The organism is Pedobacter psychrophilus (assembly GCF_001652725.1).
In the GTDB taxonomy this organism is placed as follows: Bacteria; Bacteroidota; Bacteroidia; order Sphingobacteriales; family Sphingobacteriaceae; genus Pseudopedobacter; species Pseudopedobacter psychrophilus.
On record NZ_LWHJ01000027.1, the window covers coordinates 476,637 to 490,619 of the forward strand.

A 13,983-nucleotide genomic window follows, 5' to 3' on the forward strand; every position below is an offset into this window, starting at 1 on the left:
ACAAAAAGCTTTTGAATTTAGGATTATTTATAGCTAACAGAATTTCGCTTAAAGCAGAACGTACTTTCTCTAAACTGATTGTACGAATTGCAATTGTAGGAATTATGCTTGGGTTGGGTGTAATGATTCTATCCTTGGCCATTGTTAAAGGTTTTAAAGCAGAAATCAGAGAAAAAGTAAGGGGATTTAACGGTGATATCCAATTCATAAAATATGATTTAAACTCATCTTATGAAAACTCGCCTTTTACTTTACAACAAAAATATTTAGAGGATGCAAAAAAAGAAAAAGGAGTAGAACATATTGTTCCTTTTGCCACTAAACCAGGTATCATAAAAGCAAATAATGAAGTTGAGGGTGTTGTATTAAAAGGTGTGGACGCTAATTATGATTGGTCTTATTTTAAAAATATATTAACTTCTGGCAAAACAATAGACTTTTCTGACAGCGTACAAGCTTCAAAACAAATTATCATTTCAGAAAAATTAGCAAAGCGTTTAAATCTTAAAGTTGGCGATGATTTTTTGATGTATTTTATCCAGGAAGCTTTAAGAAAAAGAAAGTTTGAAATTGTTGGAATTTATAATACAGGTGTTGAAGAAGTTGATAAAACTTATGTGATTGGGGATATTTCTTTAATCAGAAAGTTAAACGACTGGAAAAAAGATGAAGTTGGTGGTTATGAAATTAGAATAAATGATTTTAACAGATTAGACCATTTTGCAGATGAACTTAGCAATTATTTGCCTCCACAAATCAAAACCGTTTCAGTGAAAGAGAATTATCCCATAATTTTCGATTGGCTTTCTTTATTAGATGTCAATGCACAAGTCATTTTAATTTTGATGTTGATAGTTGCGGTTATTAATATGATTTCTGCTTTACTAATCATGATTTTAGAACGGACAAACATGATTGGTTTATTAAAGGCTTTGGGAGAAACCAATTGGGGAGTAAGAAAAATATTTTTATATAATGCACTTTATTTAGTTGGAATTGGAATGTTTTTAGGTAATATTTTTGGCTTAGGATTAGGTTTTTTACAACAAAAGACTCATTTTTTTAAATTAGATGAGGCCTCTTATTATATGAAGTTTATTCCAGTTCAATTTAATGTTTTAGATATAGTTCTAATAAACGCTGCAACCTTAGGTATTTGTTTATTAGTTTTATTAATCCCTTCTATGTTAGTCACTAAAATTACACCTATCAAAGCAATAGCTTTTAAGTAATTTTTAGCCAGAATGCACTAATATAAATTAATGTAGAGCTATTAATTTTTACCAATCTGAGAACTTTAAAATCTAGTCTTTAAATAGAATCAAGAAAATCTTAAGATCATAAACATCAAGATTACTAAATTTTAAAACACTCCATCAATTCTATCGTTAAACTTATATGTCCAATCAACTCAAAAATTCTACATCTCCATATTTACTGCAACACGCAAATAATCCTGTAAATTGGTTTCCTTGGGGCAAAGAAGCATTAGATAAAGCAAAAAATGAGAACAAACTCATTTTAGTAAGCATTGGTTACTCTGCTTGCCATTGGTGTCATATTATGGAGCATGAAAGCTTTGAAAATGAGGAGGTAGCAAAGCTGATGAATCAATTTTTTGTTTGTATAAAAATTGATAGAGAAGAACGACCAGATATCGATCAAATATACATGACGGCCGCTCAGTTAATGACAGGAAGGGGAGGCTGGCCGTTAAATTGTTTTTGCTTACCAGATCAGCGTCCAATTTATGGAGGAACTTATTTCCCTAAAACAGATTGGATGAATTTGTTAACCAATCTTGCTCACTTTTATGAAACCAAACCAGAAGATGCAGAAAATTATGCATTAAAACTGACTGAAGGCATTCAACAATCTGAAAAGTTGAGCTTTGTGAAAAGGGTAGAGGCTTATAGTGAAAAAGATTTAGAAGAAATTTTAGAGCCTTGGAAAATGCTTTTCGATTTTACGGAAGGTGGACATAACCGGGCTCCAAAATTCCCGATGCCTAATAATTGGGATTTTTTAATGAGAGCTGCACATCTTTTAAAAGACGAAGCTGCTCATGTTATTGTGAGGTTAACTTTAGATAAAATGGCTGCTGGTGGTATTTATGATCATTTAGGCGGTGGTTTTGCAAGATATTCTGTAGATGGGAAATGGCATATTCCTCACTTCGAAAAAATGCTTTATGATAACGGTCAATTAATGTCGCTTTACGCTGATGCTTATAAATGGTGTGAAGAAGATCGGTATCAAGAAGTAGTTTATGAAACTTTTGATTGGCTAAAAAGAGAAATGACTTCACCCGAGGGGGGATTTTATTCTGCATTAGATGCGGATAGTGAAGGTGTAGAAGGTAAATTTTATACTTGGGATAATAAGGAAATTGAGGAGATTTTAGGTAATGATGCGGAAATTTTTAATCATTTTTATCAGGTTACTGATGAGGGAAACTGGGAGGAAGAACACATTAACAATCTTTGGGTAAGAAAAGAGAAAGAAGATTTCGCTCAGGCTTTTGATATAACCGAACAAAAATTAGATGATATTTTAAAAGCCTCAAGAGAAAAATTATTAGCAGTAAGAAATAAAAGAATTCATCCTGGCTTAGATGATAAAATCTTAACCTCATGGAATGCATTGATGTTAAAAGGGTTAGTAAATGCTTATCAGGCTTTCGCCGATGAAAAGTTTTTAGAAGTGGCCATTCTAAATATAAATTTCATTCACAAGAACATGATGAAAGAAGATGGTGGCATTTATAGAAATTATAAAAATGGTAAAGCAAATATCAACGCCTTTTTAGATGATTATGCTTTGTTAATTGATTCACTCATTTGCTTATATGAAGCCACCTTCAATGAGGATTATTTAACCTCGGCGAAAGCCTTAACCAATTATGTTTTGGATTATTTTACAGATGAAGAATCTGGAATGTTTTTTTATACATCTAACAAAGATGAAGCTCTAATAGCTAGAAAATACGAAGTAATGGATAATGTAATACCAGCTTCAAACTCGGTTATGGCTTGGAATTTAAAAAAATTAAGTTTGCTTTTCGATAATTCCCATTATACAAATACATACCAAAAAATGCTGGCAACTGTAGCTCCTAATATTAAATCTTATGCTTCAGGATATTCTAATTGGGCATCTTTGTTGTTAGAAGAGGTAATAGGTGGCTTTGAAATTGCAATTACTGGAGATGAAGCTTCACTTAAGCGTAAAGAAATAGAAAAACTTTACATTCCTAACAAGATAATTTTGGGAGGTAAACAAGGAAATTTACCTTTGCTGCAAGATAAGATTACAGGTGACACAAAAATTTATGTTTGTAAAGACAAAAGTTGTCAGTTACCAGTAAGTGATGTAAATGAAGCAATTAAACAAATTTTAGAATAGAAACGAGCGTATCGTTTCGAAAAAATCCAAGAAATGAAAATTGATAATAACAACGTAGTAAGTTTAACATACGATTTGTATGTAACAGAGGATGGAGAAAAAAAACACGTAGAAAGTGCTACAACTGAGCAGCCTCTAGTTTTTTTATATGGTGCAGGTATGATGTTGCCTAAGTTTGAAGAACATTTAACAGGTTTATCTGTAGGTGATGATTATTCATTTTCGCTTACCGCTGAAGATGGATACGGAGCTTATGATGATAAGGCAGTTGCGCCACTTCCTAAAGATATGTTCGGCGAAGAGCCTTTACCAGAAATTGGTTCTATTTTACCTTTACAGGATAATAATGGTGGCCAATTTCAAGGAAGAGTTGTTTCTATAGTAGAAGATGCGGTTTTAGTAGATTTAAACCATCCAATGGCTGGTCATGAATTGCATTTTAACGGAACTATACAGGATGTGAGACCTGCAACCGAAGAGGAATTAGAACATGGTCACGTTCACGGAGAAGGTGGACACCAACACTAATAAAAATATCAGTAATATCCTAAAACCTCAAAATCAATGATTTTGAGGTTTTTGTTTATGGCACTATTTGTATTCTTATTTCTTTAATATGCTATTATTTCTATAATTATATTTTAGATTTTTTTTACTAGAATGGCATTATCATTGATTACATTTTAAAAAAACTATCAATATGAAACTATTTAATTTAATTGCACTAGGTGCAGCAGCAGCTTACGGTTATAATTACATAACTAAAAAGGATGCTTTTGGTAAATCTAAATTAGACAGCATTAAAGAAAATGCTCCTGATTGGATTGATAAAGCCAAAAAAATGGGCAAAGATGCCATAGAAAATATCAATCAACCTAGCTCGTCAGCTAATTACAATAACCAAGGTTATTAACATTTAAAATCCCATGATAAACATGGGATTTTTTTAAACCCAAAAACATGAACAGCTTTTTTAAAACTCTAATTGCCGGTTACGGTGCTAAAAAATTAGGTGGTGGATGTTTATCTACAATCGTAATTTTTGTATTGATTTATTTTGCATTGGGCCAATGCAATAGAACTAATGCTCAAGTAAAAGAGAAACAAATAAATCCAAAAGAAGTAATGATTAACCATACTTCTAATGCAAACAAATCGGAAATTATCGATTTCAATAAATAAATTACTATTTCTTAAAATCTTATAAAGCAAAAAAGCCATTATCTTTTGGATAATGGCTTTGATGATTTTAAATGTGATCTATATTAAGAGACCTGCAATTAAGCAAGTTTAACATTCACTGCATTTAATCCTTTTTTTCCGTCTTGTAGGTCAAAAGTAACTTCATCATTTTCTCTGATTTCGTCAACCAGACCCGAAACGTGTACAAAGTATTCTTTGTTTGTTCCGTCTTCTTTAATAAAACCAAAACCTTTGGTAGAATTAAAGAACTTTACTGTTCCATTGTTCATTATGTATTGTTATTAATTTATACAAATGTATGAATTAATATTTTAATAATAAATTATTTTTTAATTTTTTGATAATCAGTATAATAAATGTTTCTAAACAAAGGTTTTTTGTTATCACTATGATATTTATTGAACCATTTTATTAGCACAATAAGAGCTTGCAAATGCCTCTGGTTTCGCCTTAAACACAAAACCCATACTCAAAATATAACCCATAGCCTCATGTAAAGCTGCATTAGATTTAAAACTTGGGTTTGTATTGATATCTGCATGAACTTCTAAATCAACATCATATAAATCTAAAAGGTTGCAAAGTGAATAAGCACAATCAATGGATTTTTGAACTTCTGAAAGCATTCTTTCTTTAATGCTCATTTTCAAAGCGCTTCTTTCTTGATGGATGTACATAAAAGCACCTTTTTTTTCTCTCAAAAAAACAATTACAGTTGCAAAATCGGTAATTTTACCTTTTACTTGTGAATCTGTTCCTATACAAACTTTAAGTTTATTGCCCATTAAATATTCTCTTTCAATGGTTTGTTCCACTTCTTCCATAATTGGTGAATTTAATATTTCACCACTGAATTTTTTCCAGGTCATAATTTTGGGGTTAAATTATCCTGACCAATTTTAGGGTCTATAAAAATAAGCGATTTATTACTTCACTTTTATAAAATTATTATTATTTAATTGTTAACATATTCCTCGTTATCAACAGGTTATTGTTCTTTTGAAATTGTTTAATATTTATTTATTAGCCATCAAGCTCAAAAAAATAAATAAAATCGTTATAATTGAAATTAGCCAAAACAACCAATCCATGGATTTAGAATTTAATAAGAACGAAGACGTAAACAAACAATTGGTTTATCAATTAAAGCAAAAACTAAAAAAAGTTTATTTGGGTGGAGGAGAAAAATCTTCGGCAAAGCAAAAAGCTAAGGGTAAAATGCTGGCAAGGGAACGTGTTAAATTCTTATTAGACGATAATAAACCATTTTTAGAAATAGGTGCTTTTGCAGCTGAAGGAATGTATGAAGATGTTGGCGGTTGTCCTTCTGCTGGTGTAATTGCTGGGATTGGTTATATCAGCGGTAAACAATGTATGATAGTTGCTAATGATGCGACTGTAAAAGCAGGTGCATGGTTTCCGATGACTGCTAAAAAGAATTTAAGGGCGCAAGAAATTGCCATGGAAAATAGATTGCCAATTATTTATTTAGTTGATTCTGCAGGAGTTTTTTTACCGATGCAAGATGAGATATTTCCTGATAAAGAACATTTTGGACGTATTTTCAGAAATAATGCAATCATGAGTTCAGAGGGAATTATTCAGATCTCGGCCATTATGGGTTCTTGTGTTGCAGGAGGCGCATATTTACCTATCATGAGTGATGAAGCCATGATAGTTGACGGAACAGGATCTGTGTTTTTGGCAGGTTCTTATTTAGTAAAATCCGCAATAGGCGAAAGCGTTGATAACGAAACATTGGGTGGCGCATCAACGCATTGTGAGATATCCGGTGTAACTGATTATAAGCATGAGAATGATGAGAAATGTTTAACAGCCATAAAAAGTATTGTTTCTAAGATTGGTGCACCAGAAGATGCAGGTTTTAACAGGATTAAATCGGCTATGCCAAAAAGAAAATTAGAAGATGTTTATGGGATTTTACCTGATACAAGAGAAAAACCTTATGATATGCATCAATTGTTAGAATGTTTAATTGATGAAGATTCTTTGGATGAATATAAAGCAGGTTTCGGTCAAAGTATTGTTTGCGGTTTGGCTAGGATTGATGGATGGGCGGTTGGTATAGTTGCCAATCAACGTAAAGTTGTAAAATCTGGTAAAGGTGAAATGCAAATTGGAGGTGTTATCTATTCAGATTCTGCAGATAAAGCCACCCGTTTTATCATGAATTGTAATCAAAAGAAAATTCCATTGGTGTTTTTGCAAGATGTAACTGGTTTTATGGTGGGTTCAAGATCAGAACATGGAGGAATTATTAAAGATGGAGCAAAAATGGTAAATGCGGTTTCTAATTCAGTAGTGCCAAAATTCACTATCGTTTTAGGAAATTCTTATGGTGCAGGAAATTATGCTATGTGCGGTAAAGCTTATGATCCACGTTTGATTTTTGCCTGGCCAACAGCAAAAATTGCTGTAATGAGTGGTGCTTCTGCTGGTAAAACTTTATGGCAAATTCAATCTGCAAGTATGAAAAATGCAGGGGAGGAAATTACCAAAGAGGAAGAAGAAAAACAGATTAAAATTATTACAGATAGATATGATGAGCAAACTACACCTTATTATGCTGCTTCAAGATTATGGGTTGATGGTGTTATTGATCCAATTGAAACCAGAGTAGCAATCTCTATGGGAATTGAGGCAGCCAATCAATCGCCAATAAAAAAGCGATTTAATGTGGGAATTATCCAAACCTGATTATTTATAAATAATTGTCTGCAAATAGGATGATAATTAATCTTATTATATACTAACATTGACCTGGCTTATTATAATATATAATTGCATATATTTTTGTGATTTATAACTATTTAATTAATAGTTTTTAGGTTTTTAAAATATCTTAACTATAAATTTTTCTATCCTAATTTACTCACATCAAAACATTTCTTTCTGGCTAAATTTTAAAGGATTTGTGAAGAAAAATCATGAATTGTGTAAAACTTTGACTGTGTATTTCGTACATCAAAACATACATTTACATTCGTTCTTTTTAGGAATGGTTAGCTCAAAAATTTCTTTATAAAGTTTACAAGCTTTTAATCATAAATATATCAATTATAGATGATTAGATGTTTCAGGATCTTCAAATAGAGATTTTAAAATAAAATCATTTTTTTTAAAATTTTATTAAAAAAAGTGAAGCCTTTTATTTCCAGTTAGCTAAGAAAAAGAGATGAAATTATATGCTCTTAAAAACGAGCTTTAGTTTATGATGAGGTTTTATATCGGTAATAATATTTACAATAATCGATAATAGTTTTCATCAAAAAATATCAATCAAACAATAAAAACGTCAATATGCCAGAGGAAGAATTATTACTAAAGGAAAACAAAGATCGCTTTGTGATTTTGCCTATTAAATACCCTGAAATCTGGGAAATGTATAAACGTCATGAAGCCAGTTTCTGGACTGCCGAAGAGATTGATTTATCATCAGATCAAAAGGATTGGGAAAACTTGACTGATGGCGAAAGACATTTCATCAGTCATATATTAGCCTTTTTTGCAGCAAGTGATGGAATCGTTAATGAAAACCTAGCGGTAAATTTCATGAGTGAAGTTCAATTACCAGAAGCAAGATGTTTTTATGGTTTCCAAATTATGATGGAAAACATCCATTCTGAAACTTATGCGCTTTTGATTGATACTTACATCAAAAATCCGAAAGAGAAAGACAGACTATTACATGCTATTGATACTGTTCCTTGTGTTCAGAAAAAAGCAAAATGGGCACTCAGATGGATCGAGAATGGAAGTTTTGCAGAAAGACTGGTTGCATTTGCAGCGGTAGAAGGCATTTTCTTTAGTGGAAGTTTTTGTTCCATTTTTTGGTTGAAGAAAAGAGGTTTGATGCCGGGTTTAACCTTTAGTAATGAATTAATATCAAGAGATGAAGGCTTGCATTGTGAATTTGCTTGTTTACTTTATGGCATGTTGCAGAATCAATTGAGTAAAGAACAAGTTTATAGTATTATTGAAGAGGCTGTAACTATTGAAAAGGAATTTGTTACAGATGCTTTACCAGTTGATTTAATTGGTATGAATGCCCGCTTAATGCAACAATATATCGAATATGTAGCTGATAGATGGGTTACTGAATTAGGTTATCCACCAATTTATCATGCAACAAATCCATTTGATTTTATGGAAATGATTTCACTTCAAGGCAAAACCAATTTCTTCGAAAAAAGGGTAGGAGATTATCAAAAAAGTGGAGTGATTGGCGATAAAGAAAGTCAAACGTTTTCATTAAGTGAAGACTTTTAAATAAAATAAGATTTAAGTATTAAAATTTAATCTTAATACTACATACTGGATAATAAATCAAAAAAATATGTTTGTAATAAAAAGAGACGGTAGAACAGAAACTGTAAAATTCGACAAAATCACTTCGAGGATTGAGAAATTAAGCTATAGCTTAAATCAACATTTTGTTGATCCTGCTGAAGTTGCTAAAAAAGTTATTGATGGTCTTTATGATGGAGTAACCACTTCAGAATTAGATAACTTAGCAGCAGAAACAGCGGCTTCTTTAACTACTCGTCACCCTGATTATGCGTTATTAGCTTCCAGGATTGCAGTCTCCAACTTACATAAAAATACACAGAAGTCTTTTTCTGAGACTATGCACAAATTGCACACTTATCGTGATGATAAAACAGGCAAACCAGCCGCTTTAATTGCTGATGATGTGATGCAAATTATTTCAGATAATGCAGATTTATTAGATAGTACCATTATATATGATCGCGATTTTAGTTTTGATTACTTCGGATTTAAAACTTTAGAACGTTCTTATCTTTTGAAAATCAATGGTAAAATTGCCGAGCGTCCGCAACATTTGTTTATGCGTGTTGCTGTAGGTATCCATAAAAATGATTTAGAAAGCGCTATCAAAACTTATGATTTGATGAGCGAACGTTGGTTTATTCACGCAACGCCAACTTTATTTAATGCTGCAACACCAAAGCCTCAAATGTCTAGTTGTTTTTTATTAACAATGAAAGACGATAGTATTGAAGGTATTTACAGCACTTTAACACAAACTGCCAAAATCTCTCAAAGCGCTGGTGGTATTGGTTTAAGCATTCATAATGTAAGGGCAACAGGTTCTTATATTGGTGGTACAAATGGTACAAGTAATGGTATTGTACCAATGTTAAGGGTATTTAATGATACTGCAAGATATGTAGATCAGGGTGGTGGTAAACGTAAAGGTGCATTCGCTATCTATTTAGAACCTTGGCATGCTGATATTTTCGACTTCTTAGATTTGAAGAAAAATCATGGTAAAGAAGAAAACAGAGCTCGTGATTTATTTTACGCAATGTGGATTTCAGATTTATTCATGAAAAGAGTAGAAGAAGATGGTCAATGGAGTCTTTTCTGTCCTCATGAAGCACCAGGTTTGGCAGATTGCCATGGAGAAGAATTTGTAAATCTTTATGAGCGTTACGAAAAAGAAGGAAAAGCTAGAAAAACAATTAAAGCACAAGAACTTTGGTTTGCAATTTTAGATGCTCAAATAGAAACCGGCACTCCTTATATTTTATATAAAGATGCTGCTAATGGAAAATCAAATCAACAAAATTTAGGTACCATAAAAAGTTCTAATTTATGTACTGAAATTATTGAATACACCTCTCCAGATGAAGTTGCAGTATGTAATTTAGCTTCTTTGTCTTTGCCAAGATATATCATCAACGGAGAATTTGATCATAATAAATTGTATGAAGTTACTTATCAGGCAACTATCAATTTAAACAGAATTATAGACCATAACTATTATCCTGTAATTGAAGCTCAAAATTCTAATACCCGTCACCGTCCAATTGGATTAGGTGTACAAGGTTTGGCAGATGCTTTCATGATATTGAAACTTCCTTTTGAAAGTGAAGAAGCTAAGCAATTAAATATCGAGATTTTTGAGACCATGTATTTTTCTGCAATGCAAGCTTCAGCAGATTTAGCAATAAAAGAAGGTGCTTACGAAAGTTTTAAAGGTTCTCCTTTATCTCAAGGTAAATTTCAGTTTGATCTTTGGGATGTTAAGCCAGCAACAAAAAGATGGGATTGGGAAAAACTGAGAAAGCAAGTTGTCAAAACCGGTGTTAGAAACTCATTATTGTTAGCACCAATGCCAACAGCTTCTACCTCTCAAATTTTAGGTAATAACGAATGCTTTGAACCATACACTTCTAACATTTATAGTCGTAGGGTTTTAAGTGGTGAGTTTGCAGTGGTAAACAAGCATTTATTAAAAGATTTGGTTGACTTAGGTTTGTGGAATAATAAGATGAAGGAAGCAATCATTTTAGCAAATGGATCTGTTCAAAATATAGATAGCATCCCACAAAAACTGAAAGACTTATACAAAACAGTTTGGGAGATTAAGATGCGTACAATTATAGATATGGCTGCCGATAGAGGTGCTTACATCTGTCAGTCTCAATCTTTAAATCTATTTATTAGTCAGCCAACAGCATCAAAACTAACATCTATGCATTTTTACGCATGGAAGAAAGGTTTAAAAACTGGTATGTATTATTTACGTACACAAGCTGCCGCACAAGCTGTTAAGTTTAGTGTACAAAGCCAGGCAATTAAAGAAATTGATCCAGTTGTACAAACTGTAGAAGCTGAAGTAGAAGACATGAACGGACAAAGTTGCAGCATGGAAGACGGTTGTCTTTCTTGTGGATCTTAAAATTTATGGATGGAATATACTAAACATGAGTGTATCCCATGCGGACGATGCGGCAAAAAAATTGAATGCAAAGCCAATAATTTTACGCAATGTCAATGTTCACAAATCCAATTGAACCTCAATGAATTGCAATACATTGCAGAAGAAGGTTACGAAGATTGTATGTGTTTGGCTTGTTTACAGGAATTGAGACAAGAATATCAAACTTCAATTGAGAATAAATAATTAGTCGGTCTGTGAGAAACGCAGGCCGATTTTTATTTTAACAATCTTATAAAACTTAAATTTATTTTTTGGTCGTTTATACACTCTTTCCACTATATCTTTTTTTCGAAAAAGAAAAAAAAGCTTGCCCGACTACCGCCGGGGATGTCGTTTCAATCGTTATAGCAGCTTATTTAAAGGAAAAATTAAAATTAATTATAAAATCAACTCAAATAAATAATCCCTATCTCACAATAGAGAATATCGTTTGGGATATGCAATCACTTATGTTAAATTTGTGCATCAATTTAAAATCATGTCAGAAGAATTAGAACACGTACAATGCCTAATTATAGGTTCAGGGCCAGCAGGTTATACTGCTGCAATATACGCTGCAAGGGCAGATTTGAAACCATTAATGATTACTGGTATGCAAATGGGCGGTCAGTTAACCCAAACTACTGATGTTGAGAATTTCCCCGGTTATCCAGGCGGAATAATGGGGCCAGAAATGATGGAGGATTTCCGTAAGCAAGCAGAGCGTTTTGGAACTGATATTAGGTTTGGATATGTTTCTGGAGTAGATTTTTCTGGCCCTGTACATAAAGTAATTGTTGATGAAAACACCACTATTTTAGCTGATACAGTTATTGTATCAACTGGTGCAACAGCAAAATGGTTAGGATTACCATCAGAAGAAAAATATAATGGTTTTGGAGTTTCTGCATGTGCAGTTTGCGATGGTTTTTTCTTTAAAAATCAAGATGTAGTAATTGTTGGAGCAGGAGATACAGCCGCAGAAGAAGCTACTTATTTAGCAAAACTTTGTAATAAAGTAACTATGCTGGTAAGAAGAGACGAGTTTAGGGCTTCGAAAGCAATGGTTAACAGAGTATTAAAAACTAAAAATATCGAAATTCTTTATAATTCAGAAACTAAAGAAATTTTAGGTGATGGAAAAGGAGTAACTGGGGTTAAAGTTTTAAATAATCAAACACTAGAAGAAACTGATATCCCTGCAACTGGATTTTTTGTGGCAATTGGCCATAAACCAAATACAGATATTTTTAAAGATTGGTTAAAAATGGATGAAGTTGGCTATATCATCACTCATCCAGATACCACTTCAACAGATATTGACGGTGTTTTTGTTTGTGGGGATGCACAAGATAAAATATATCGCCAAGCGGTTACTGCAGCCGGAACTGGTTGTATGGCAGCTTTAGAAGCAGAAAGATATTTAGCTGCAAAAGAGGATGTTGAAGCTTAATTTTTAAATATTAAACTATTATTGAGGCTCGGATTTATCTGAGCCTTTTATTGTAATTCTTATTTCAAGTCGCAAAAAAAAGCGATCGAGTGATGACATTTAAAATCAATTAATATTGGGTTAAGTAGACAAGATTTTTTGTTAATTTTCAAATTGTCTTTTTACTTTCTCTTTAGGTTTTTGAAAACTATATATTAAACAGATTAAAGCTGGGAGAATGAATAAACTTCCCAGCAATAAGGCCCAACCTAAAGCATCAATAGTTTTTGCATTTCCTTGTTCTTCTAAAAGAGAAAGAGAATTTCCATTTTTTAATAAAATGATATTTGGGTAATGTTTCCAAGTGGTAATTAATAAGATCATAGTAATTTGGAACCCGGCTAGTAAACGCATTAAATTTGTTTTATCGGTATCCCATAATCTCCATAAGAAAATCACTGAGATAGTTGCCAAACCAAAAGTAGTAATCCCAACCGGGTTTCCAAAAACCCAATCTAGTAATGGTATTTTTTCATAAAGTGAGGCCATAAAAACCAATCCACCGCAAAATACTGCAGCTATATTAAATGTTTTAGCTTTGCGCACAAACCGTTCACGCTCTTGTCTATCTTCTATTTGCCCAATAATAAAAACCGCTGCTAAGAAACCGCAAATAGCTACCGTAAACAATCCAACAGCAATGGAAAACCAATGAAACCAGCTAAAAATATAAGCGTCTAAAAAGTTAGTTGCCTCTGTATCAATTCTTCTTGCAACGGTACTACCCGCAATAATTCCCAAGAAAAAAGGAGTTATAAAACTAGAATAAACAAATATTTTATTGTAAACCTGTTGCATCTCATCTTTTACTGCATCGTAATGTCTAAATGTGAAAGCTGTACCTCTAGCAATAATTCCTAAAAGCATCAATACCAAAGGAATATGAATATAAACCGACATGGTGGTATAAATACTCGGAAAGCCAACAAATAAAATTACTATTGTAATGATCAACCACATATGATTGGCTTCCCAAACAGGACCAATTGCCCGATACATGGTTTTACGAATTTTACTTTTATTGGGATCAGATGTAAAAAGTTCAATAATACCCGCTCCAAAATCAGCACCACCTAAAAGCAGGTATAGCAAAATAGCGGTCCAAAGAAAAATCATAACAACGTAAAGCATA

At 32.5% G+C, this 13,983-nt stretch carries 13 protein-coding genes; 10 read left to right on the plus strand and 3 right to left on the minus strand.

Going from position 1 to position 13,983, the window contains the following annotated elements:
* Positions 1–11: 11 nt before the first annotated feature.
* The 5 genes from A5893_RS10545 (at position 12) to A5893_RS10565 (ending at position 4,587) form a co-directional block, all read left to right on the plus strand.
* Entirely contained in the window at positions 12–1,232 is a 1,221-nt protein-coding gene (locus A5893_RS10545; protein ID WP_068822568.1) for an ABC transporter permease, read from the plus strand.
* Positions 1,233–1,398: 166 nt separating this feature from the next.
* Positions 1,399–3,405: a thioredoxin domain-containing protein gene (locus A5893_RS10550; RefSeq protein ID WP_068822515.1), complete on the plus strand. Its 2,007-nt coding sequence runs from the start codon at positions 1,399–1,401 to the stop codon at positions 3,403–3,405.
* Positions 3,406–3,438: 33 nt separating this feature from the next.
* The gene (locus A5893_RS10555) at positions 3,439–3,933 is read left to right on the plus strand and encodes an FKBP-type peptidyl-prolyl cis-trans isomerase (protein ID WP_068822516.1); all 495 of its coding nucleotides are present in this window, start codon (positions 3,439–3,441) and stop codon (positions 3,931–3,933) included.
* A 172-nt stretch (positions 3,934–4,105) separates the two neighbouring features.
* Positions 4,106–4,318, plus strand: a complete 213-nt coding sequence (locus tag A5893_RS10560; protein WP_068822517.1) for a hypothetical protein — start codon at positions 4,106–4,108, stop codon at positions 4,316–4,318.
* A 47-nt stretch (positions 4,319–4,365) separates the two neighbouring features.
* Complete coding sequence (locus tag A5893_RS10565; RefSeq protein ID WP_068822518.1) at positions 4,366–4,587, plus strand: hypothetical protein; 222 nt, start codon at positions 4,366–4,368, stop codon at positions 4,585–4,587.
* 98 nt (positions 4,588–4,685) lie between these two features.
* Here A5893_RS10565 and A5893_RS10570 read toward each other — a convergent pair whose 3' ends face one another.
* Both A5893_RS10570 and A5893_RS10575 read right to left on the minus strand, forming a co-directional pair.
* On the minus strand, positions 4,686–4,877 hold the full coding sequence (locus A5893_RS10570) for a cold-shock protein (protein WP_017259446.1): 192 nt from the start codon (positions 4,875–4,877) through the stop codon (positions 4,686–4,688).
* 126 nt (positions 4,878–5,003) lie between these two features.
* A complete protein-coding gene (locus tag A5893_RS10575; protein ID WP_068822519.1) occupies positions 5,004–5,477 on the minus strand; it encodes a ribonuclease H-like YkuK family protein in 474 nt (157 codons plus the stop codon).
* Positions 5,478–5,697: 220 nt separating this feature from the next.
* Between A5893_RS10575 and A5893_RS10580 the strand changes: the two genes are divergently transcribed.
* The 5 genes from A5893_RS10580 to trxB all read left to right on the plus strand — a co-directional run bounded on the left by A5893_RS10580 (position 5,698) and on the right by trxB (position 12,812).
* Positions 5,698–7,326, plus strand: a complete 1,629-nt coding sequence (locus A5893_RS10580; RefSeq protein WP_068822569.1) for an acyl-CoA carboxylase subunit beta — start codon at positions 5,698–5,700, stop codon at positions 7,324–7,326.
* A gap of 603 nt (positions 7,327–7,929) precedes the next feature.
* On the plus strand, positions 7,930–8,898 hold the full coding sequence (locus tag A5893_RS10585) for a ribonucleoside-diphosphate reductase small subunit (protein WP_068822520.1): 969 nt from the start codon (positions 7,930–7,932) through the stop codon (positions 8,896–8,898).
* Between the two features lie 67 nt (positions 8,899–8,965).
* Positions 8,966–11,338, plus strand: coding sequence for a ribonucleoside-diphosphate reductase subunit alpha (locus A5893_RS10590; protein ID WP_068822521.1), 2,373 nt, complete (start codon positions 8,966–8,968; stop codon positions 11,336–11,338).
* A 9-nt stretch (positions 11,339–11,347) separates the two neighbouring features.
* Positions 11,348–11,563, plus strand: coding sequence for a cysteine-rich CWC family protein (locus tag A5893_RS17470; RefSeq protein WP_082911405.1), 216 nt, complete (start codon positions 11,348–11,350; stop codon positions 11,561–11,563).
* 295 nt (positions 11,564–11,858) lie between these two features.
* Complete coding sequence (gene trxB / locus A5893_RS10600) at positions 11,859–12,812, plus strand: thioredoxin-disulfide reductase (protein ID WP_068822523.1); 954 nt, start codon at positions 11,859–11,861, stop codon at positions 12,810–12,812.
* Between the two features lie 141 nt (positions 12,813–12,953).
* Here the strand turns inward: trxB and A5893_RS10605 are convergent, their stop codons facing one another.
* Positions 12,954–13,982, minus strand: a complete 1,029-nt coding sequence (locus A5893_RS10605; protein ID WP_068822524.1) for a cytochrome d ubiquinol oxidase subunit II — start codon at positions 13,980–13,982, stop codon at positions 12,954–12,956.
* Position 13,983: the final 1 nt, after the last annotated feature.

What these genes read in the sequence shown, in the direction of transcription:
- A5893_RS10585 (WP_068822520.1), top strand. Translation starts at nt 7,930, where the DNA reads ATGCCAGAGGAAGAATTATTACTAAAGGAAAACAAAGATCGCTTTGTG.
- A5893_RS10570 (WP_017259446.1), bottom strand. Translation starts at nt 4,877, where the DNA reads ATGAACAATGGAACAGTAAAGTTCTTTAATTCTACCAAAGGTTTTGGT.
- A5893_RS10605 (WP_068822524.1), bottom strand. Translation starts at nt 13,982, where the DNA reads ATGCTTTACGTTGTTATGATTTTTCTTTGGACCGCTATTTTGCTATAC.
- A5893_RS10565 (WP_068822518.1), top strand. Translation starts at nt 4,366, where the DNA reads ATGAACAGCTTTTTTAAAACTCTAATTGCCGGTTACGGTGCTAAAAAA.
- A5893_RS17470 (WP_082911405.1), top strand. Translation starts at nt 11,348, where the DNA reads ATGGAATATACTAAACATGAGTGTATCCCATGCGGACGATGCGGCAAA.
- A5893_RS10550 (WP_068822515.1), top strand. Translation starts at nt 1,399, where the DNA reads ATGTCCAATCAACTCAAAAATTCTACATCTCCATATTTACTGCAACAC.
- A5893_RS10575 (WP_068822519.1), bottom strand. Translation starts at nt 5,477, where the DNA reads ATGACCTGGAAAAAATTCAGTGGTGAAATATTAAATTCACCAATTATG.
- A5893_RS10560 (WP_068822517.1), top strand. Translation starts at nt 4,106, where the DNA reads ATGAAACTATTTAATTTAATTGCACTAGGTGCAGCAGCAGCTTACGGT.
- A5893_RS10555 (WP_068822516.1), top strand. Translation starts at nt 3,439, where the DNA reads ATGAAAATTGATAATAACAACGTAGTAAGTTTAACATACGATTTGTAT.
- A5893_RS10590 (WP_068822521.1), top strand. Translation starts at nt 8,966, where the DNA reads ATGTTTGTAATAAAAAGAGACGGTAGAACAGAAACTGTAAAATTCGAC.
- trxB (WP_068822523.1), top strand. Translation starts at nt 11,859, where the DNA reads ATGTCAGAAGAATTAGAACACGTACAATGCCTAATTATAGGTTCAGGG.
- A5893_RS10580 (WP_068822569.1), top strand. Translation starts at nt 5,698, where the DNA reads ATGGATTTAGAATTTAATAAGAACGAAGACGTAAACAAACAATTGGTT.